The organism is Brevundimonas vesicularis (assembly GCF_014204545.1).
GTDB classification, from domain to species: Bacteria; Pseudomonadota; Alphaproteobacteria; order Caulobacterales; family Caulobacteraceae; genus Brevundimonas; species Brevundimonas vesicularis_B.
Genome location: NZ_JACHLJ010000009.1, coordinates 1 through 19,687, shown reverse-complemented (window position 1 = coordinate 19,687; position 19,687 = coordinate 1). Strand labels below are relative to the sequence as shown.

General features: G+C 62.2%; 18 protein-coding genes. 12 read left to right on the top strand and 6 right to left on the bottom strand.

Going from position 1 to position 19,687, the window contains the following annotated elements:
- The 5 genes from HNP47_RS16050 to HNP47_RS16030 all read left to right on the top strand — a co-directional run.
- A partial coding sequence (locus HNP47_RS16050) for a hypothetical protein (protein WP_184280364.1) occupies window positions 1–694 on the top strand: 694 nt, incomplete at its 5' end.
- A gap of 112 nt (window positions 695–806) precedes the next feature.
- A complete protein-coding gene (locus tag HNP47_RS16045) occupies window positions 807–1,376 on the top strand; it encodes a hypothetical protein (protein WP_184280363.1) in 570 nt (189 codons plus the stop codon).
- Window positions 1,376–1,777, top strand: coding sequence for a hypothetical protein (locus tag HNP47_RS16040; protein WP_184280362.1), 402 nt, complete (start codon window positions 1,376–1,378; stop codon window positions 1,775–1,777). The genes HNP47_RS16045 and HNP47_RS16040 overlap by 1 nt, the downstream gene beginning before the upstream one ends.
- Window positions 1,774–2,076 carry a hypothetical protein gene (locus HNP47_RS16035; RefSeq protein WP_184280361.1) on the top strand — a complete coding sequence of 101 codons (303 nt, stop codon included), beginning with the start codon at window positions 1,774–1,776 and terminating at the stop codon, window positions 2,074–2,076. Before HNP47_RS16040 ends, HNP47_RS16035 begins: the two co-directional genes overlap by 4 nt.
- A gap of 23 nt (window positions 2,077–2,099) precedes the next feature.
- Entirely contained in the window at window positions 2,100–2,504 is a 405-nt protein-coding gene (locus HNP47_RS16030; RefSeq protein WP_184280360.1) for an AsnC family protein, read from the top strand.
- Between the two features lie 15 nt (window positions 2,505–2,519).
- Here HNP47_RS16030 and HNP47_RS16025 read toward each other — a convergent pair whose 3' ends face one another.
- Complete coding sequence (locus tag HNP47_RS16025; RefSeq protein ID WP_184280359.1) at window positions 2,520–2,750, bottom strand: DUF6626 family protein; 231 nt, start codon at window positions 2,748–2,750, stop codon at window positions 2,520–2,522.
- A 186-nt stretch (window positions 2,751–2,936) separates the two neighbouring features.
- Between HNP47_RS16025 and HNP47_RS16020 the strand changes: the two genes are divergently transcribed.
- The 7 genes from HNP47_RS16020 (at window position 2,937) to HNP47_RS16200 (ending at window position 13,291) form a co-directional block, all read left to right on the top strand.
- Window positions 2,937–5,807, top strand: coding sequence for an SNF2-related protein (locus tag HNP47_RS16020; protein WP_184280358.1), 2,871 nt, complete (start codon window positions 2,937–2,939; stop codon window positions 5,805–5,807).
- Window positions 5,807–7,501 carry a site-specific DNA-methyltransferase gene (locus HNP47_RS16015; RefSeq protein ID WP_184280357.1) on the top strand — a complete coding sequence of 565 codons (1,695 nt, stop codon included), beginning with the start codon at window positions 5,807–5,809 and terminating at the stop codon, window positions 7,499–7,501. Before HNP47_RS16020 ends, HNP47_RS16015 begins: the two co-directional genes overlap by 1 nt.
- Window positions 7,498–10,323: a DEAD/DEAH box helicase family protein gene (locus HNP47_RS16010; RefSeq protein WP_184280356.1), complete on the top strand. Its 2,826-nt coding sequence runs from the start codon at window positions 7,498–7,500 to the stop codon at window positions 10,321–10,323. The genes HNP47_RS16015 and HNP47_RS16010 overlap by 4 nt, the downstream gene beginning before the upstream one ends.
- Window positions 10,324–10,392: 69 nt before the next feature.
- On the top strand, window positions 10,393–11,118 hold the full coding sequence (locus tag HNP47_RS16005) for an exonuclease domain-containing protein (RefSeq protein ID WP_184280355.1): 726 nt from the start codon (window positions 10,393–10,395) through the stop codon (window positions 11,116–11,118).
- Entirely contained in the window at window positions 11,118–11,459 is a 342-nt protein-coding gene (locus HNP47_RS16000; protein WP_184280354.1) for a hypothetical protein, read from the top strand. Before HNP47_RS16005 ends, HNP47_RS16000 begins: the two co-directional genes overlap by 1 nt.
- A 22-nt stretch (window positions 11,460–11,481) precedes the next feature.
- A complete protein-coding gene (locus tag HNP47_RS16205) occupies window positions 11,482–12,339 on the top strand; it encodes a DUF262 domain-containing protein (protein ID WP_221415191.1) in 858 nt (285 codons plus the stop codon).
- Window positions 12,281–13,291 carry a hypothetical protein gene (locus HNP47_RS16200; RefSeq protein WP_221415190.1) on the top strand — a complete coding sequence of 337 codons (1,011 nt, stop codon included), beginning with the start codon at window positions 12,281–12,283 and terminating at the stop codon, window positions 13,289–13,291. The genes HNP47_RS16205 and HNP47_RS16200 overlap by 59 nt, the downstream gene beginning before the upstream one ends.
- A 1,075-nt stretch (window positions 13,292–14,366) precedes the next feature.
- Here HNP47_RS16200 and HNP47_RS16630 read toward each other — a convergent pair.
- The 5 genes from HNP47_RS16630 to HNP47_RS15970 all read right to left on the bottom strand — a co-directional run.
- Window positions 14,367–16,169: a flagellin gene (locus tag HNP47_RS16630; RefSeq protein ID WP_184280353.1), complete on the bottom strand. Its 1,803-nt coding sequence runs from the start codon at window positions 16,167–16,169 to the stop codon at window positions 14,367–14,369.
- Window positions 16,170–16,227: 58 nt separating this feature from the next.
- Complete coding sequence (locus HNP47_RS15985; protein WP_184280352.1) at window positions 16,228–17,214, bottom strand: hypothetical protein; 987 nt, start codon at window positions 17,212–17,214, stop codon at window positions 16,228–16,230.
- Window positions 17,207–17,578, bottom strand: coding sequence for a hypothetical protein (locus tag HNP47_RS15980; RefSeq protein WP_184280351.1), 372 nt, complete (start codon window positions 17,576–17,578; stop codon window positions 17,207–17,209). Before HNP47_RS15980 ends, HNP47_RS15985 begins: the two co-directional genes overlap by 8 nt.
- 51 nt (window positions 17,579–17,629) lie before the next feature.
- Complete coding sequence (locus HNP47_RS15975) at window positions 17,630–18,247, bottom strand: uracil-DNA glycosylase (protein ID WP_184280350.1); 618 nt, start codon at window positions 18,245–18,247, stop codon at window positions 17,630–17,632.
- Window positions 18,244–19,687, bottom strand: a 1,444-nt coding sequence (locus HNP47_RS15970; protein ID WP_221415189.1) for a hypothetical protein, incomplete at its 5' end; no start/stop codon positions are given. The genes HNP47_RS15975 and HNP47_RS15970, both read right to left, overlap by 4 nt.

Here is a 19,687-nt window from a genome sequence, read left to right as displayed (position 1 = left end):
CAGTCTGTTGGATCGTTCGGCGGCAGAGGCTTTTGAGCGGCTTGCTTTGGCGATGGACGCGGAGGACTGGGACGGCGCCGTCGCGGCCCAAATGGAATGGTTGCTCTGGCGTGTAGGGAGCATACTGGAAAAGACGGATATCGATGTTTCCGCGCTGGTGACGGCGCCAGACCTGCTGGGGCGGATAGTCGGACTGCTGACGACAGCCGCGGCGGCCTCATCGGGTGATGATCTTTCTCCGAGAACCACCAAAAAACTCGAAGCCGCTCAAGGCGCGCTGGAGGCGATGCTCGCTCAACTGGCCGCGGCCCAGCGTGTTGGGGCGGAGAAGGCGACGGCCTCGATGTTAGTTCTCGCAGGGGGAGAGATTGCGAGAGCTGAAGTCCTTTTGTCTTTGGCCGAGGCCGAACTCTGGGATCGCTTCACCGACCTTCAGGCAGAAGTGGTGAGACGGCGTGGCGGCAAACCCGAGGGCTTTCAGCCCCGTTGGCAGATTGAGTTCGGGAAGCATCTGACCGCCCAGCAGACTCCGGGGCAGTCATTCAAACGAGCCGACCTTATCGACAAAGTCTACAAATGGAACGATGTCGAGCGTCAGAACGGCCGCAACCACGGCATCCCCGGAACGGATAACGGGGTCGGCCTCGGCATAGACCGCTTGGCCAAGCTCGGGATCGTGAGGTTGCAGAGGTAATCCGCCAACTATTGCATCAGTTGGCAACTGGTGAGTTTGCCTTCGTATCCGCTCCCCTCGGTCTCTGTCTTCTTCCGCACGCCGCAACGTCGCGGCGGATGGAGAACAGAGAATGTTCGGCCTAACGATAAAGAGCGAATGCACCACGGCGGCGGCCCGCCTGTTGGCGGATCACCAGATCGAACTGACGAAGGAGGCGTTTGACCCCTTCATCGAACGGTTCGACCGCACGGTCATCGTGTTCGACAGTGAAGGCGCCCGCGTCCTCGCCAAGATGCTGCTGGCCGACATCGATCCCAGCGCCGAGTTCCTCGAAGACGCGGAGGTGCGTGAGGTCGAGATCGCCGCCCGGCGCAAGAGCCAGAGCTACACACCCGCCGAGGCGGATGCGGCGCGGGCGCGATACGATGCGCTGAAAGGGCTGGTTATTCCCAAGGGCACCCAGTCGGCGCCCGCCCACAAGGCGTGGGTGACGATCAGGGAGTGGGAAGCGGCGGCGCAGCGCGGCGAGTGGACCCACCGCTGGCAAGTTCAGTTCCGGCTCGGCACCCAGATGTTCGCCGAGGCCCAGCGCGCCGTTCACCCCCGACAGGCCGCCAACGCCATGGCCCGGTTCATCCGCGATCTGCGAAAGTCCCACCATCAGGTCGAGGTCGTCGCCAAGCTGGTGGAGGCGATCTGATGGCTCGCGCCTCATGGATTAAGGGCAAGCCCCTCGACGCCTTCACCTCGGGATATCGGCCGCATCGCACCGACCCGAGAGCGGTGCAGGAATGGACGGCCTCGCGTCTGCGTCGTCTCACGCCGGAGCAGGTCAGGCAGCGGCTCGACGACGGTATGAAGAAGGCTTCGGGCGCGCTGGCCGCATTCGCCACGATGTCACCGACAGCCAAGGTCAGGCGCGCGAAAGCGAACGCCAAGGCGCACCGACGCTGGATTTGGCTGATCCGGGCTGAACTGGATCGGCTTCATCCTCAGCCCAGAGGCGCGAGTGGGACACGCGCACGCCGAGAGCCGCGCGTCGGATATCTCCAAACCGAAGCCAAGGCGTTTCAAGTCGCCCGGTCGGAGGCCGCCAAGTGATCGCGTATGTCCTCGAATACCAATGGGGTCCAGCCAAAGGGGGATGGCCGATCAACCATGAGGGCCACGAGTCGGATTTGACGGATTTCCAGTTCAGACCATCCGACGCTCGCTTTCCGAGCAAAGGTCTCACGCGGGAGGCCGTTTGCGAAATGAAGGCGTATCTCGATCTGAACGGTTTGCAACCGCGCATTCTCAGCGTTCTTCCGACCCATGACGAGGACGCCGCCTACTTCGTCCTTCGCTTCGAGCCGGATCAGGTGCACGCCGCCGTGCTCACGCAACTCTTCTGTTCATGACCCGACGACAAGGAACCCACTCTATGCACCCCCGTAAGCGCGGCAAGAACCTCAACACGACGCGCATCGTCGAAATCCTGAACGCTGACGGCACAACCGCCGAGATCGCCGAGGCCACCGGCTATTCCATCGGCACCGTCAGAAGGGTCCGAAGGCTGGAGGGCCACATCGGCGATCTGTTCCGAATGGACTACATCGCTCCCCGTTTGATGGCGGCCGGTCTGATCACCCATCGCGACGACCTGACCCACGCCCTACCAGAGGACAGCGAGATCGCGGCCGTCCTTGGTCTTCATGACTGGCGGAAATGCCGATCAGTCATCCAGAGACGCCGTGCCGCGAACGCGGCGGCCATCGAGGTCGGCGGACTGAAAATCATCAACGGCTGCGTGGACCGCTTTTTCGAGCATGGGGGAAGGCTGAACTAATGGAGGGAGCGGCGATCACCGCCGCGCCCCCGGCTTAAGCCAGAGCACTGCCCACCCGACCCGCGCCGCCAGCACCAGCTTCCCCTCCCCCACGAGGGTTTGGAAGAGTTCGACAAGCGCGTCGGCGGATGGCCCCCGACCGGCGCGAAGGCACAGGTAGTTCTCGGCGCGGCCGAGCCATGCGCTGCTGAAATGCCGCTGGGAGTCGGTGAGGCCGCGCTCAAGGAAGTGGTGGTAGATGTCCATACCGGTATTTATCCGGGGGCCGTCAAATGCGGTCGCACGGGCTACCGGGCATCGGTATTTCTGGTTGATCCCAAAGCCTACAGCGTCGAACATCGCCCCAGACAATCAGCCGGGGGACGGCCGCGATTCGAGTGACTGGTGTGCGCCGGTAGCTGTCGCTAACGACCCGGATCACGCCGGGGAAACATGAGCGCCGCGCCGACCTATACGCCGCATCAGGCTAAATATTTCGCGCACTTCCTGACCCGCGAGGGGCTGGATGAGGGCGAAGGGCTGACGCAATCGCTGTCGTCTGCGCGCGTGGACCTGAACCCGCACCAAGTCGATGCGGCGATGTTCGCGCTGCGGTCGCCGCTGTCCAAGGGCGTGCTGCTGGCCGATGAGGTGGGGCTGGGCAAGACAATCGAAGCGGCCTTGGTGCTGTCCCAGCGCTGGTGGGAGCGGCAACGTGACCTGCTGCTGATCGTGCCCGCCTCGCTGCGGAAACAGTGGGCGACCGAACTGCGCGAGAAGTTCTCGCTGCCCTCGGTGATCCTCGACGCCAAGCGGGTCAAAGACCTCGCCAAGGTCGGTAAACCGAACCCGCTGGGGCGCGGCGAGGGCATCGTCATTCTGTCCTATGAATACGCCGCGCGGATCGCCGACCAGCTTCGCGGCATCCCGTGGAACCTCGTGGTCTTCGACGAAGCGCACAAGCTGCGGAACGTCTATCGGGCCATTGAGACTTCGCGGGCGGCCGTGCTGCGCGACGCGCTGGCCGGGCGTCAGAAGCTGCTGCTCACCGCCACGCCGCTTCAGAACAATCTGATGGAGCTATATGGCCTCGTCACCATCATCGACGAGACTTACTTCGGCTCGGAGCAAGCCTTCAGGGCCGAGTTCGGCGGGCGCGAGGACAAGGCGTCCCAAGCCCTGCTGGCCCGGCGACTGGAGCCGATCTGCAAGCGCACCCTGCGCCGTCAGGTCCAAAAAGCGGGCCTTATCAATTACACCAACCGTCTGCCCAAGACGTTCGACTTTACGCCCGACAAGCTGGAGACGGACCTCTACGAGCACATGTCCGACTACCTCCGGCGCGATGACACGCTGGCGGTCGGGCAGAACGGTCGCCACCTCGTCACGCTGGTCCTGCGGAAAATTCTCGGCTCCTCGTCCTTCGCCGTGGCCGCGACGCTGGACAAGATGGTCAACCGGCTGGAGCGGAAGCTGGCGGTAAACGAGGATGCGCTCGACGACATCGATGGTGTCGAGGAAACCGCCGAGGAATGGCGCGAGGATGGCGACGCCCGCGAGGCCGAAGCGCTGGAGGACGAGACCGACGATGCCATCGAGGACATCGATCCCGAAGTCCTGAAGGCCGAGATCGAGGAACTGGCCCGCTATCGTGATCTGGCGGCCTCGATCCAGACCAACGCCAAAGGCAAGGCCCTGCTGGATTGCCTGCCGGGCGTGCTGGAGGAGATCGTCGCCAAGGGCGGCCAGCGGAAGGCCGTGATCTTCACCGAGTCCGTCCGCACCCAGACCTATCTCCGCGAACTGCTGGAGCGCAGCGGGTTCGAGAGCCAGACCGTCGTCCTCAACGGCTCGAACTCGGACAAGGACAGCAACGCCATCTACAAGGCGTGGCTGGAGAAGCACCGGGGCACCGATGTCGTCTCGGGTTCCAAGACCGCCGACATGAAGGCGGCCATCGTGGACGCCTTCCGAAACGACCGGACGATCCTCATCGCCACGGAGTCGGGCGCCGAGGGCATCAACCTTCAGTTCTGCTCGCTGCTGATCAACTACGACCTGCCTTGGAACCCGCAGCGGGTGGAGCAGCGCATTGGCCGCTGCCATCGCTACGGTCAGAAGATCGACGTCACCGTCATCAACTTCATGAACCGGAAGAACCAAGCCGAGGCCCGGATCGTCCAGCTTCTGGATCAGAAGTTCCGGCTCTTCGAAGGCGTCTTCGGTTCGTCGGACGAGGTGCTGGGCGCCATCGAGTCCGGGGTCGATATCGAGCGGCGCATCCTCGACATCGTGCAGTCCTGCCGCACGAACGAGGAGATCAACGAAGCCTTCGACCGGCTTCAGGAGGAGTTCAGCGTCGAGATCGACGAAGCCAAGACCGAGGCCCGGAACAAACTGCTGGCCGAGATGGACGATAAGGTCATCTCGCGCCTGATCGACCGCAAGGGCGAGGTCGCGGCGTCGCTGGACGAGTTCCGCCGCGCCCTGCTGAACCTCGCTCGCGCCGAACTGCCGGAAGCCCGCTTCCACGATGATCATGTCGAGCGCTTCGACTACGACGGCGAGACCTATTCCACCGAATGGCCCGAGGCGGACGAGAGAGGCTGGCGCTTCTTCCGGCTGGCCGATGAGGGCTTGGCCGATCAACTGGTCGAGCGCGCCCACAGCCGAGAGCTTGCGCCCGCGCAGGTCGCCTTCGACTACGGCGCCTACGACGGCAATCTGGCCGATGTCGCGGGCCTCCGGGGACGCAGCGGCTGGATGCGGGTGGCGCGGCTGAAGTTGAACACTCCCGCTCGCGCATTCGACGAACTGATCTGCGCCGCCTTCACCGATGATGGCGAGCCGGTCCACCCCGAGACGGCCGAGCGCATGCTGGGCGTGCCCGGTCGCGTCATCGGCGACGCGCCCGAGGTCGCACCCGAGGCCGATCTCACGGCCGTTCTGGAGCAGGGCCAAACCGAGATCGTCGGCCGGGCGCAGGAGCGTTTGGGCGACTTCCTCAACGAGGAGGAGGAGCGGCTCGACAACTGGCGGGACGACGCACGGGTCTCCTACGACCAGCAGATCAAGGCGCTGACCAAGGAAGCCAACGAGAAGAAGAAGTTGGCCCGTGCGGTGCAGAACCTTCAGGAGAAGGTCGAGCTACAGCGCGAAGCGTCGGCCCTGAAGCGTCAGGCCGACGACCTCCAGCACCAGCTTTACACCCGGCTGAAGGAGATCGACGACGAGCGCGAGCGCATGCTCGACGAGATCGCCGAGAAGCTGAACCTGACCCCGGAGATGACGACCCTGTTCACGATCCGATGGAGCCTTGCCTGATGGCCGCCAAGACCAAGCTCGAACTGACGTGGATCGGGAAGCAAAACCGGCCTCGATTGGAGCCGCGCATCCTGATTGAGGAAGAGCGTCTCTCCCATCATGCCACAGCGCGACGCGATGGAGATTACTTCGACAATATTCTCGTCCGTGGAGACAACCTCCTCGGCTTGAAGGCGCTGGAGGCCACGCATGCTGGGAGTGTGAAGTGCATCTTTATCGACCCTCCCTACAACACCGGTTCGGCGTTCACGCATTACGATGACGGCGTTGAGCACAGCCTATGGCTAAGTCTCATGAGAGAGCGGCTCTTCGCCTTGCGGACGTTGCTCTCCGAAGACGGGTCGATCTGGGTCTCTATCGACGACAATGAGGCGCACTATCTTAAGGTCGTCATGGACGAGGTGTTCGGTCGGTCGAACTTCGTCGCCAATGTCGTTTGGCAAAAGAAGTATGCGCCCGCCAATGACGCAATCTGGTTCAGCGATGTGCATGACCACATCCTCGTCTATGCAAAAAACAAGGATATTTGGCGTCCAAACAAGCTTGAAAGAACCGAGGAGCAAAATTCTCTATACAAGAACCCGGACGGCGACCCAAGAGGCCCGTGGATGTCAGATAACTATACATGTGCGAAAAGCGCTGACGAGCGACCGAATCTCTACTATACGGTCACAAACCCGAACACGGGTGAGAAAATTCTTCCAAAAAGAAGCCGCGTTTGGGCGTTTGAACCTGAAACGCACGAAAGAAATGTGCTTGAAGGTCGAGTATACTGGGGAAAGGATGGAAAAAACTCTACGCCGCGACTGAAGAAATTTTTGGCGGAAATGAAGAGCGGTGGAAGAGTGCCCACGACGCTGTGGCTTCATGCAGAGGTAGGTCACACTCAAGACGCCAAGCGTGAGGTTCTCGGTCTTAACCCCACTGACCCGTTCCCAACGCCCAAGCCGGAAAAGCTGGTCAGTAGGCTATTGCAAATCGCCACGGACCCCGGTGATCTCGTGCTCGACAGCTTCGCCGGATCGGGCACGACGGGCGCAGTGGCTCACAAGATGGGCCGCCGTTGGATCATGGTCGAACTCGGCGATCATTGTGAAACGCACATCGTCCCACGCCTGAAGAAGGTCATCGACGGTGAAGATTCCGGCGGGATCACAGAGGCTGTCGCGTGGAGGGGCGGCGGCGGCTATCGCTACTATAAGCTCGCGCCGTCGCTGCTGGAGAAGGACCAATTCGGCAACTGGGTGATCTCCAAGTCCTACAACGCCGAGATGCTGGCCGAGGCCATGTGCAAGCACTTCGGCTTCACCTACGCCCCCTCGGCCGAGCACTACTGGATGCACGGTCACTCGTCCGAGACGGACTTCATCTACGTCACGACGAACAGCCTCACGCACGAGCAGCTTGCCGCCATCTCCGATGAGGTTGGGCCGGAGCAGACCCTGCTGATCTGCTGCAAGGCGTTCCAAGGCGGCAACGCCGACGTCTTCGGCAATCTGACCATCCGCAAGATTCCGGGCGCGATCCTTGACCGCTGCGAATGGGGCAAGGACGACTACTCGCTGAAGATCGAAGCGCTGCCGCTGATCGAGGACGAGCCGGATGAGGCGGCGGATGAGGCGCCGCGCCGGAAGTCGGCCGGTAATCCGAACCAGCCCGGCCTGTTCAACGGCGACGAGGAGGCGGGGGCGTGAGCGCTCCCGTCGTCGATCTCAAGCGGGCCGAGACCCAGATCAATCAGCGCCTGTCGCTGCGAAAGCCGCAGTCGGAATCTCTGCACCGGCTCGCCGACATCGTGGACCTGATCGCGCCGTCCAAGGAGACGGACATCGACGCCGCACGCGAAGCGATCCGCGCCGCCTATGGCGATCTGGACGACGCCTACTTCGAGGACTTCGAACGGGACTTCCCCAGTGTCTGCTTCGCCTTGGCGACCGGCGTGGGCAAGACCCGCCTGATGGGGGCCTTCGTCAGCTACCTGTTCATGATCGGCAAGAGCCGCAACTTCTTCGTGCTGGCGCCGAACTTGACGATCTATGAGAAGCTTCTTGCCGACTTCCAGCCGTCCAGTCCCAAGTATGTCTTCAAGGGTGTCGAGGCGTTCGCGCACCAGCCGCCGCTGATTGTCAATGCCGAGAACTATGAGGAAGGCCGGGGCGTGCGCGGCGCCGACCTGCTGGGGCAGGAAGCGGCCATCATCAACATCTTCAACATCTCGAAGATCAACGCCGACACCACTTCGTCGCAGCGGAAGGGCCAGCTTCCCCGCATCAAGCGGCTTCAAGAATATATCGGCGAGAGCTACTTCAGCTATCTGGCGGGCCTCGACGATCTGGTCCTGCTGATGGACGAGGCCCACCGCTATCGCGGCTCGGCTGGCGCGAAGGCCATCGCCGAACTGAAGCCAATCCTCGGGCTGGAGGTCACTGCCACGCCCAAGAGCGTCGGCGTCAAGTCGGCCGCGTTCAAGAACGTCGTCTATCGCTACGATCTGCCCGCCGCGATGGCGGATGGCTACGTCAAGGAACCGGCGGTCGGCACCCGCGCGAACTTCGACCCGAAGTCCGTCGATGAGGACACGTTGGAGCGCATCAAGCTCGAAGACGGCATCCACTACCACGAGCATGTGAAGGTCCAGCTTGCGACCTACGCCAAACAGAACGAGAAGCCGCTGGTGCATCCGTTTATGCTGGTGGTGACACAGGACACCGACCACGCCCGCCGCGTGCGCGAGTTCGTCGAGTCCGATGGGTTCTTCGAGGGCCGCTACAAGGGCCGGGTCGCGGAAATCCATTCCAAGCTGACCGGTGAGGAAAGCGACGAGAACGCCCAGCGGCTGCTCAACATCGAGAAGAGCGGCGACACGGACATTGTGATCCACGTCAACAAGCTGAAGGAAGGTTGGGATGTCTCCAACCTCTTCACCATCGTGCCGCTGCGAGCTTCAGCCTCCGATATCCTGACCGAGCAGACCCTCGGCCGGGGGCTGCGTCTTCCCTACGGGAAGCGCACCGGCGTCGATGCCGTGGACACCCTGACGGTCATCGCCCACGACCGCTTCAACGACCTCATCGAGAAGGCCAAGGACGCCGATGGCGTCATTCATTCGCTGAAGCAGGTGAGGATCGGCGAAGGCGGCGACATCTCGGCTTCAAAGCCGGTGATGGTCGAGGCACCTTCAGTGATCGAGCAAATGCTGAAGCCGGTCGTGCGTCCGCCCGAGGACGACGTGGCGACCGAGTTCGCTCTTGAAGCCAAGCCGCATGGCGTCTCCGAACCGCCCGCGCCCGCCTTCACCTTCGAGAAGGAAGAGGAGTTGGCTCTGGCCCAGACGGTGCTGACGGACGTCCTGCCGACTATCAAGAAGCAGGTCGCGACCATCAAGGACTTGAACGACGACAAGGTGGTGAAGCGCATCGTCGCCGACGCCTTGGCCATCCAGCGCAGCAAGAGCGGCCTGTTCTCCGAGCTGACCGAGGAGCGCGCCGAGGCCGTGGTCAAGGAGTTCTGCGCCGCCTTCGTGGCCAAGACCATCGCCATCCCACAGTTGATCGTTAAGCCAACAGTTGAGGTCTCATTCGGCTTCCAGCCTTTCACCCTCGATGTCGGTAGCTGGAACTACCAGCCGCTCTCGCGGGAGCTTCTGGTGCAGGTGCTCCGCACCGAGAAACAGACCGTCATCAGCAGCGAAGAAGGGGGCGAGACACCCTCGCTGCTGGAGGACTATCTGGTCGCCAAACTGATCGACTTCGACGAGATCGACTACGACGCCCATTCGGCGCTGCTTTACGATCTGGCAGGGCAAGTGGTGGCTCACCTGCGCTCATATCTCCCGAACGAGGAAGATGTCCGCAACGTCCTCCAAGGGCGCAGCAAAGCGATGGCCGAGGCGATGCTTGCCCAGATGCGTCTCCACATGAAGCACACAGCTACGACCTACCGAGTGACTGTGAACGCGGCGTTCAGCGAACTGAAGCCACAGGCGTTCGACGGGTCGGGCAAGGACCCCGTGCGCGACTTCAAGAACGCGCCGGAGCGCCTGATCGACATCAAGCGGTTCATCTTCACCGGCTTCGGACCTCGCGCCTGCTACGCGCAGGCCAAGTTCGATTCCGACACCGAGCGGAAGATGGCCGTGCTTCTGGAGCGCGATCCCACGGTCGAACTCTGGATGAAGCCCGGCCCCAACCAGTTCAAGATTTTCGACAGCGAGGGCGCCGCCTACCAGCCCGACTTCGTGGTCGAGACGAAGACCGAACGGCTGATCATCGAGACGAAGCGGAAGTCCGACATGGACGACGTGGATGTCCGCCGAAAAGCCGATGCCGCCTCTCTGTGGTGCTTTATCGCAACCGAGCATCACGCGAAGAAGCACGGCGACAAACCATGGCGCTATGCGCTTGTGCCCGACGACGCGGTGCAGCCGAACGCGACGCTGGACGGGCTGTTGTCGCAGTTCGTGCGGGCGCCCGATGCGGACCTGCGGGGGCGGTATGAGTTGAGCGAGGACGGTTAATCTCGCCCATGCGACCAAATCTGACGCATCAGGCGCTTACGGCAAGCTGACGTCGTGCGCGGAGGGGAAATGCGTCTTAGGGTCATCGACATCGAAACCAGTGGCGGTTCGCCATCCGAGATTATCGAGATCGCGGCTGTCGATGTCGTTCAGACGGACGGCGTATGGCGAGCAGAGCCGCCCCGGTCGCGGCTGTTTCGCCCCAACGGGGCGATCACCTTCCATGCGATGGCGATCCACCACCTAACGCCTTCTCACTTCGATGCCAGCCTGCCCTGCTGTGACGACCGGCAACTCATCGACTTCCTCCAAGGCGGCGGCGCAGCCGACTATATGGTCGCTCACAACGTCGCGTTCGAGAGCGCACACATTGGCGCTGCCGTGACAGGTGACACTCGCTGGATATGCACAGTGAAGGGCGCGCGCCACGCATGGCCAGACGCGCCCGGACACTCCAATCAGGTGCTGCGCTATTGGCGCGGTCTCGACCTCGATCCCGCTCTCGCGATGCCGCCGCACCGCGCAGCGCCGGATGCGTGGGTGACGGCTCACCTATTGATCGATCTGCTCCAGACCTGCTCAGTGGATGACCTCGCTGCCGCGACCCATGCCCCGCGACGGCTGGATAGAATCCCGTTCGGCCGCTACCGGGGGAAGGATTGGTCCCTCGCTCCAGCCGATTACCTGCGCTGGTTGATCGCGGAACCGGAGATGGCGGCCGATGTGGTGAGGCGGGCGGAAAAAGAACTGGCCGGGCGACTGACGCCCGCATCTGCGAACGAGGGGGATATTTGATGGGCGCGAAAATCCATCTGCTGTGCAAGGCGAACGAAGGCTTGCGATGCATCGACAAGACGACCGCGACTTACGAGAGCGAAGCGTGGCTTTTGTCGAACGATGACATTGACGCCCTTCAGGGCGGCGAAGCCATGCTGCACACCACCAAGAGCCAGCCCTCGCACTTTGGGGGGACGATCACGGGTATCCGTCCGCTGAGCGATGATCAGGAGGCGGGCCGCAGACGCTGCGCTCTGATCATCCAAAGTCGAGCCGACTGCAAAGGCGTCGAGTGGGACTCGCGGGGACAGACCCACGGCATGGCGTGGACGACGGGCGTCGTTCGCGACAAAGACTGAGAGAGTAAGGGAGCGGGGCAGCATGTATAATTCTGGGCTGAGTATCAAAGACGCGCTCGAAGACGTCAGCAAGAACCTCTACGTCTTGCCCGCCATCCAGCGCGAGTTCGTCTGGAAGCCGGAACAGATTTGTCGGCTATTCGACAGCCTGATGCAGGGCTACCCCTTCGGCACGTTCCTTTTCTGGAAGGTCGAGCCGGAGAAGAGCGGACAGTTCAAGTTCTATGGGTTCGTCCAGAACTACCACGAGCGGGACGCGGCCCACTGCCCAGAACTGGGCGCGCTGCCGAACCGTGAACTGACCGCAGTCCTCGACGGTCAGCAGCGCCTGACGGCCTTGAATATCGGTCTTCGCGGATCGATGGCGATCAAGGAGCCTAATAAGCGCTGGAGCAACGCCAACGCCTTTCCCAAGCGGGTTCTCCACGTCGATCTACTGGCTGCGAAAGGCGAGGATGAGGAGGGAGAAGCCTATCGCTTCCGCTTCCTCGAACTCGAAAAGGCCAAGGCGGACGCCGAAAGCCTCTGGTATCCCGTCCCCGACATTCTTGCCGTGACGAATGTCGGCCGCCTCTCTCAATGGCTGTTCGGCCGCTTTCAGGAGGTCGGTCTCGGAGGCGAAAGTGAACTGTTCAACCGAGCCAGCGACACCCTGCATCGCCTCTATGAGGTGGTCCACACCGCCCGCAACCTGACCCACTACACCGAGAGAAGTCAGGAGCTTGATCGAGTGCTGCGGATTTTCATCCGCATGAACTCGGGGGGGGACCGTCCTGTCCTATTCCGACTTGCTCCTCAGCGTCGCTGTTGCCCAGTGGTCGGTGCTCGACGCCCGTCAGGAGATTCATGGCCTCGTAGACGAGTTGAACCGGGTGGGTGAGGGATTCAACTTCTCCAAGGATTTCGTTCTCAAGGCAGGTCTGATGCTGGGCGACATCGCCAGCGTCGGCTTCAAGGTTGAGAACTTCAACCGTGCCAACATGGCGACGCTGGAGAAGATTTGGCCCGATGTTCGCCGAGCGCTGGTGCTCGCCGTAGAGTTGGCCGCGTCCTTCGGCCTGAGTTCGAAGAACTTGCGCGCGGACAGCGCGCTCCTCCCGATTGCCTATTACCTCTATCGTAAGCCGGTTCCTGACAACTGGCTGAACCATCCCAACTTCGCCACCGACCGTGAAGCGATCCGAAGCTGGTTGGTCCGTTCCCTTCTGAAGTTGTCAGGCATCTGGGGCAGCGGTCTGGACACCCTGCTCACGGCATTGCGCGATGTGATCCGAGATCACCACGATGTCTTCCCGGCCGACAGGCTGGAGCAGGTTCTGGCTGCACGCGGGAAGTCCTTGGCATTCGGGCCAGAGGAGATCGAAGACCTACTCGATATGGAATATGGCGACCGGCGGATGTTCCCCCTTCTGTCCATTCTTTATCCCTTCATCGACGTCCGTCAGCACCATCACGTCGATCACTTCTTCCCGAAGAGCCGACTCAATCGCCGGGCGCTGGAAAAGGCTGGTTTGGAGGCATATCAGGTTGAGGAATGTGTCAACGCGCGTGATCGGCTGGCGAACCTTCAGCTTCTGGAAGGTCTCCTGAACGTCGCGAAAAACGATGCCCTGCCGGATGCATGGATGGCGACGACCTACGGCGATCCGGTCCAGCGACAGGCCGTGATGGACCGTCACGATCTCGGTGTCGTGCCCTTGTCGGCGGCGGAGTTCATGGAGTTCTATGTGGCTCGGCGTGAACGTATGCGGTCGCGCCTCGCCAAACTGCTGACAAAGCCGACCTCGATCAGTGCTGGTGAGACCGGCGCCGCCGTCGCCCGCATAGGCTGATGTTGAACAGCCGACATATTGCCGTCAGGCTCTCTACGAAGCCCTCCGAGCAGGCCCCACGGTCATTTGGGCAGTTCTCAAAGAAGATAGCTACGAGACGGTATTCGGCGATGGCTACTACGCCTATGTAGATAGCGTCCATCTTTCAGAAGCCGATGCTGAACTGGCTATATCGGCGGCAACTGAAGACGGGATGAAGTGGCACGTTCGCCGCTACGAACTGGCGTGGAACGGTGCGCCGACGATCAGTCCCGAGCCGACACCCTCGGAGCCAACATCCATCGCAGCGATTGCAGAAAAGATGCACAGGGCTGGCTTGCTCTAAGCAGCCCGCAGCCACGCATTACGCCTGCAACCGCTCGTTAGTTCAGGACTGGCATGGTGCTCCCATGTCGCGAGCCGCCTACCGCTACCGAACGTCATCAAAGAAGCGACGCCCGTCCACCATTACGGGGGGCAGACGGTTCACCTTGACCGTGGCGGCCGTCTTCGTCCTCGCGTTTGCTGCGACGTTGTGGGTGTCAGAAGGCCCTCGGGGTTCGATCCCGGCATCCTTGGCTATCCTCGTGAAGCGTCGCTCTACGACCTCTCCTGCCGCGTCGCGAGCATCACCGATGGCGACACGCTTCGCTGCGCGGACGGCATCCGCATTCGCCTCCACGCTGTCGCCGCGCGCGAGAGCGACGGGACATGCTCGTCGGGGCATCCCTGTCCGGCGGCCTCAGCCCAACGGGCGCGGGATACCCTACGCGACCTTGCAGCAGGTCAGACGCTGAGATGCGTCAAAACAGGGACCAGCTACAATCGTGTCACCGCGATCTGTGACAACGAGGCGGGGGTCGAGATCAACTGCGCAATGGTCCAGAGCGGGGCGGCTCTCAAGTGGGGCCGTTTTGACCGCCAGAGGCCGATCTGCCGATAGCCAGCGCTATCGCCAAGCTCATGCCGTTCAAGTAGCAATGGGATATGGTTGCTCATACCGCGACGGAAGCAGACGTAAAAATCGGTGCGATCATTCGCGGCTGAAGAGAGGCTCGCAAGGTCACCCAACACGAACTCCGAATGCGACCGTAGCTCAATCCGGCCTGAACAGGCTGAGAAGCCACTGTGGTTGGCCATTGGCGATAGAGAGCGTTTGTGTCGCCAACTCCTGTCTGATCTGCGCCGCTTGGAGCTTGGCGGATTCCTTTGCGAGGTCGGCGTCCACGAGGTTCCCGATGCCCGCGTCGAGCGCATCACGGGACTTGACGGCAAAAAGCGCAGCGCGCCCGAGGGAGATGTTGCGATTGCCGAAGTAGGCGGATGATTCGGTGGCCCGATTGAGAGCGTTCTTAACTCGGCCGAGCGTCACTTTCGGGTCAGTGAAGTCCATTGGATCGAGACCCAGACCGCTGGCTGTGAGATCACGTGAGGACACCCGCATGGTCTCCCCAGAAGGCGTGGTGAACACATCAAGATTGAGGGGACCGAATCCCGCCGACTGGAAGGACGAGGCAACCGCGCTCGCCGTCGTCATGGGCGAGCCGAATGGACTGAGCGATATGGCTCCTACGACCCACGCGCTATCGCTATCGGCGCCCGCGTTGTTGAAGCGCACATCTAACGGTCCCTTGGCTGGATCGTAGTCGAACGAGATGACGTTCTGACCCATGACCGGCACGCCCGAACCAACGGCCGCGCCGCCGGAAGTATAGGTCCGTCCTGAAGCGGCGATACGGGCGCCGCCCTGCCAGACTTCAACTGTGTCAGGGATGTCGAAGGCGTCGAACACTATGTCGATGCGACCGGCTACGGCGCCAGCCGAAAAGCCATAAGAAGTCGCTACGCCGCTCGGCTTCTCATCCAAGGCGACGGCGACCTGCTCGGGGTTTGCAGACGCCAGCGGCGGATCGAAAGCTGCTGTCGTTTGCAGAGTTCCGGTCGGGGTGGACGTCTGGATCGCCGCAGGGGGCGGTTCGCTGGGGTCTTGAAGGATTAGACCACCCACCGTCCATGCGGTGCCAGTGACGCTCAGTCCTTCATTGAACCGAAATTCGAGGGCCTGCCCCTTCGCCGGATCATAGTCGAAGCTTAGGATGTTTGGCCCCGTCACCGCCGTTCCGGCTGTGACGGGATCGCCGTTTGGTGCGTAAGGCTGACCCGAAGCTGCGACCCGCACGCCATCCTGCCAAATCTCCACGACGTCAGGCGCACCATAAGCATCGAGCAGCAGACTCACGCGCCCGGCCGTCGCTCCGGCATCCGCGACGACCGTTTGACTGTTCGAGCCAGAGATCGATGCGACCGCCGCGTCGAAGGTTGGCGGTGTGAGTGGGGAAACCGGGAGCGAGTAGCTCACGGAGCTTGTCGTCGAGGAGAATGACCCCGGCGGCAGAGCGGCCATTTGCGGAAAGGCGGGCTGCGAAAGCGGGGTCGAGGGCAACCCATAGGTGGTGGTCGTGGTCGTGACCGTGGTCGGCCTGCCGGTTAAGAGGTTGATCCCGTCGAACTCGGTCGAGCGAGCGATCCTGTCGATCTCGGCGATCATCCCGGTCATCTGATCGATCACCGCTTGCCGGGCGGTGGCGGAAAGCGAGTCGTTGAGGGCTACAGCGTGCTGCTGGAGTTCTCCAAGCAGTTCGCTGATGCGCTCTGCGCCCATCAGGGCGACGTCGGTAATGGATTGGACGCGATTCAGTCCCGTCGCCACAACGCCCCAACCGCCAGACTCAGCCCGCATCGCGGAAGCAACGGCGAAAATTGCGCCGTTGTCCTTCGCGCCGCCGACTTTGAAGCCGGTAGAAATTCGGTTCTGCGCGGCCTTGAGGTCGCGGCCCGCCGAGTTCACGGCTTGAACGGCCTGAAGTGCTGACCGGTTTGTGTGAATCGACGAAGGCATGTCGTGAGCACCATGCCGAAGGGGCGCCGAAAAAGGAACCGAGTTCAGCTACCCCCGATCATCCCCATTCCAACTCGGCGGTGAAGCGGCGGTAGCTCTTCCAGCCGCTGTCGCCCGCATCATCGATCCGGTGGATGCCCATCTGGTCGCATTTCGCCTCCACCTCCGCGATCAATGCCAGAGGAACGGGCCGGTTTCGCTCGATGTGGACATCGCGCAGCAGCCAGCCCGTCCCTTGGGTCAGGGGCCGGAACTCCACAAGGCATTCTCCGCGAAACTCACCCATGGCCATCTTTCCCGCCGCTACATCGGCCAGCCGGTGAGCGAGGCAGTTTCGGTATTTCCGTCCAGCTTCCAGCAGGTCGCGCATCGAGGCGAGCGGCCGAAGTTCGTTGTCGCCAGCGGTGATCGGATGGTCTGGAAGGCGATCTGCGCGGCGCAGCAGCCGGTCAAGCAACCGCGCAAGGGTCGATGTTGGCCGCATCGCCGCGATGGCAGTCGCTACCACCTCGTCAGTCGCGCGGGCGGAGACAGTCTGAACGAAATCGACGGCTCGGTTGAAGGTCAGGGCGTCGCCGGGCGTGTCGATACGGCCCAACGTGTTGGCGTGTCGCCAGCGTTCGTCCAATGCGGAATACACGGCCAGCTTCCGGCCGGTGATCCTACCATCGCGCAAAGCCTCGATGCCTACGGAGCTATCGCCCGCTGCGATGCCGTGGAGCAGCATGTAGTCCTGCGGTCGGGCGAGCGGACGCTCTCCAATGCGTTCGAGAAGACCAGAGAAGCCTTCGGGCACTTGACTGAAGGCGTGGCGCAGGATGTCGCTGGCGCGACCGTGACGGATGACCTCGGCGAGCGGTGCCGGAAACAGGTCGTGGTCGATTCCGAAAACACCGCCCTTTAGGTCATGTGCCGCCAGAACTGCGAAGATTGCCTGACGACGCTTCGGTGCGGCAGTGAGCACACGAGCGATGAGACCGGGAGCCTGATCGTCCAGCTTGATCAACTGGTCGGTCGCCCATCCCAACAGTCCGCCCTCAAGCATTGAAGCGCTCCCAAGGAAACCGACCTTGGCCCTGCGGGTTCGGCGCGACCTGAAACGCCACCCATCGCCATTTGCGCGTCTCAGCAGGAGTGGTCGCATGATCGAACAGGATGCGTGGCGGATCACCGGTGAGGTCTTCGAGGATCGCACGAACCGCGACCTCTTCGGGCATCACGACTGGCACGGTCGGCCAGTCGTCCGCCTCAGAGGGCGGATCGACGAACAGCCATTCGGTCGTGCTCAGCCACTGATGTGGTCCAGCGACCTCATTCAGGAAAGTTTCCAGTTCGATGCCGTCGATCTCGCCCGCGTCGAGAACGACGCGGACGGCGAGGCATCGCAACGATTGTTCGTGCGGCGACAAGCGACCTCCATTTGCTGTGGAGGTTCGAGCGTCTCATGGAAGCCGAACCCGTCAACCAGATTGGGCGATGACGGAGGCGTAGGCTTCAGCCCATCGTTGAGGGATACCTGCCCACTCATCTGGCCGCCGTGCCTTAACGAGCGGCGAAGGATGGCGCGACTCGAAGACGGAAAACCCCGCATCTTCAAACAATGCGTAAGCCCTTGCCGCCTTCCTTCCTACGAGCACGACCGTTCGGGCGCGAGGCAGAAGAGCGAGCAGATTGCGAGCCTCCGCTACGCCTTGGCGAAGTTCCGTCCCGGTGATCTTCCGGGTGCCGTTCCAGCCGGGAATGACATTCCACGTCACGGTATCCTCCCGTGGGATTCCAGCGTCGGCCATGAAGTTGAACGTGGCTTCAGCGGAGGGATCGTCATTGTCCCGGCTGATGAATCCCGATCCGACCCGTCCTGCTTTGAGATCGGAAGTCATCGGCCCCGGCTTTTCGAACAGGAACAGGACGCGTGCGTTGACCCCCCCGTCGAGTGGATCGAACTCGGGCACTTCGACGCCGTGTCGGACACGCAGATCAGCCGCGAAGTCAGACAGCGGTTTGATATGGGGCAGGTCGAGCATGGCGCGTCTGGCCGCCCGAACATCCGGCGAGCGCATGGAGCGCGGCTTGTTCATTTGGTGCGATCCTTGGACTTAGCCTTCAGATTTGGGTTACCCGGCTGACCGACCTCACGCCCGGCCGCCTTCGCCGCAGCCGCACGTTTCGCGCGCTGTCGATCCGCCGCCTTCTTGTTCACGTCGGCCTTCTTGGCTTCTTGTTCTTGTTCCGTAGGACCGTCTGACTTCCGGCGCACCGTCATCAGCCCCGCGTCCGTTACCGGGATCAGTTCAACGGTGTCGAAGTGCAATTCCTCGAAGTGCTCCTTCAGCCGTTCGGCCTGAACCTTCTCGTAGACGTAGATGTCATAGGCGTCGTCGAAGGTCGGATCGCGGATGGCGCCGCGCATGGCGAACTGTCGGATTAATTCGTCCTCGCGGGCGCGCTCGATGTGGTCGTCGGTCAGGCCAAAGACCTTCATCATGCCCCGGTCGGCCTTCGTCGCCTTGCCGCTAAAGATGATGGCGCAGTGCTGTTTTCTGCGGTGCTTGTTCAGACCCGCCGCGCTCGCCGCGATGAGTTCGCCTTTGATCCGGTGCTCCATGAGATGCTGGACCACTGTGTTGCCCGACCAGAACGACGCCTTGGGCAACGTCTTCGCCAGATAGTCGCAGACGTGTTTGATCTGAAGCCGCCCTTCGGACTTCCCCCAGAAGGCCGTCGAGCCGCGATGTTCTTCGGTGAAGTAATGAATGCTGATCGACGGCTGACCTTTGCGGACGACCGGCACCTCGCGCTCATCGAATTCCAACAGGTCTTCATAGAGAGCCTGTGCTCCGAGGTAGCCCACACTGCGGGTGTAGCTGGACCCGGCGATCTGCACAGAAGCGAAACCGGCGAGTTCCAGCGGCGTCCACATCGAGAACCAGTCGATGTCGTCGAGCGCATCCCAGTTCGGGGTTCGCACAAAGACCCGTGCCGGGTTGGCGGCCTGTTTGTAGAACTCGACGAGATCGCTTGCGGCGAGGCTCCCCTGAAGCCGCTTCCAGCTTGGCTTGTTCCCCTTCAGGGTCAGTGATGCCCAGTCGTGGCCGGGCTTGGTGTGCAGAGCGAACCGCTCCTTCAAAGCCGCACGAACCTCGCTGATGTTAAACGAGCCAGCCTGAACCGCAGCGGGCGCCTCGTCGATCCGAGCATGCCATCCTGCGAAGAGGGACAGATCGCTGCCCATCATCGCGTCGTGAGTCGTCAGGATCACGGCGTGACGGTGGCCTTCGCGCACGATCTCTGAACGCGCGTGTTCAAGGCGCTCCTCGACCTTGCCCTTGCCGCCTGTTTTGGAATGGACGGGCCACAGCTTCAGGCCGCGCTTTTCTGCCTTGAAGGCGGCAGTCTGCTCGTCGATCAGTTCGTGGGTGGGGGCGGCGAACAGGTAGAGGCCGGGCTGGGCCATGGCCTCCTCCCGCATCACCGTGCTCTTGCCGCTGCCCTGAGGCCCGGTAAGCACGGTCACCTTC

What these genes read in the sequence shown, in the direction of transcription:
- HNP47_RS16045 (WP_184280363.1), top strand. Translation starts at nt 807, where the DNA reads ATGTTCGGCCTAACGATAAAGAGCGAATGCACCACGGCGGCGGCCCGC.
- HNP47_RS16040 (WP_184280362.1), top strand. Translation starts at nt 1,376, where the DNA reads ATGGCTCGCGCCTCATGGATTAAGGGCAAGCCCCTCGACGCCTTCACC.
- HNP47_RS16030 (WP_184280360.1), top strand. Translation starts at nt 2,100, where the DNA reads ATGCACCCCCGTAAGCGCGGCAAGAACCTCAACACGACGCGCATCGTC.
- HNP47_RS16025 (WP_184280359.1), bottom strand. Translation starts at nt 2,750, where the DNA reads ATGGACATCTACCACCACTTCCTTGAGCGCGGCCTCACCGACTCCCAG.
- HNP47_RS16020 (WP_184280358.1), top strand. Translation starts at nt 2,937, where the DNA reads ATGAGCGCCGCGCCGACCTATACGCCGCATCAGGCTAAATATTTCGCG.
- HNP47_RS16015 (WP_184280357.1), top strand. Translation starts at nt 5,807, where the DNA reads ATGGCCGCCAAGACCAAGCTCGAACTGACGTGGATCGGGAAGCAAAAC.
- HNP47_RS16005 (WP_184280355.1), top strand. Translation starts at nt 10,393, where the DNA reads ATGCGTCTTAGGGTCATCGACATCGAAACCAGTGGCGGTTCGCCATCC.
- HNP47_RS16000 (WP_184280354.1), top strand. Translation starts at nt 11,118, where the DNA reads ATGGGCGCGAAAATCCATCTGCTGTGCAAGGCGAACGAAGGCTTGCGA.
- HNP47_RS16205 (WP_221415191.1), top strand. Translation starts at nt 11,482, where the DNA reads ATGTATAATTCTGGGCTGAGTATCAAAGACGCGCTCGAAGACGTCAGC.
- HNP47_RS16630 (WP_184280353.1), bottom strand. Translation starts at nt 16,169, where the DNA reads ATGCCTTCGTCGATTCACACAAACCGGTCAGCACTTCAGGCCGTTCAA.
- HNP47_RS15985 (WP_184280352.1), bottom strand. Translation starts at nt 17,214, where the DNA reads ATGCTTGAGGGCGGACTGTTGGGATGGGCGACCGACCAGTTGATCAAG.
- HNP47_RS15975 (WP_184280350.1), bottom strand. Translation starts at nt 18,247, where the DNA reads ATGAACAAGCCGCGCTCCATGCGCTCGCCGGATGTTCGGGCGGCCAGA.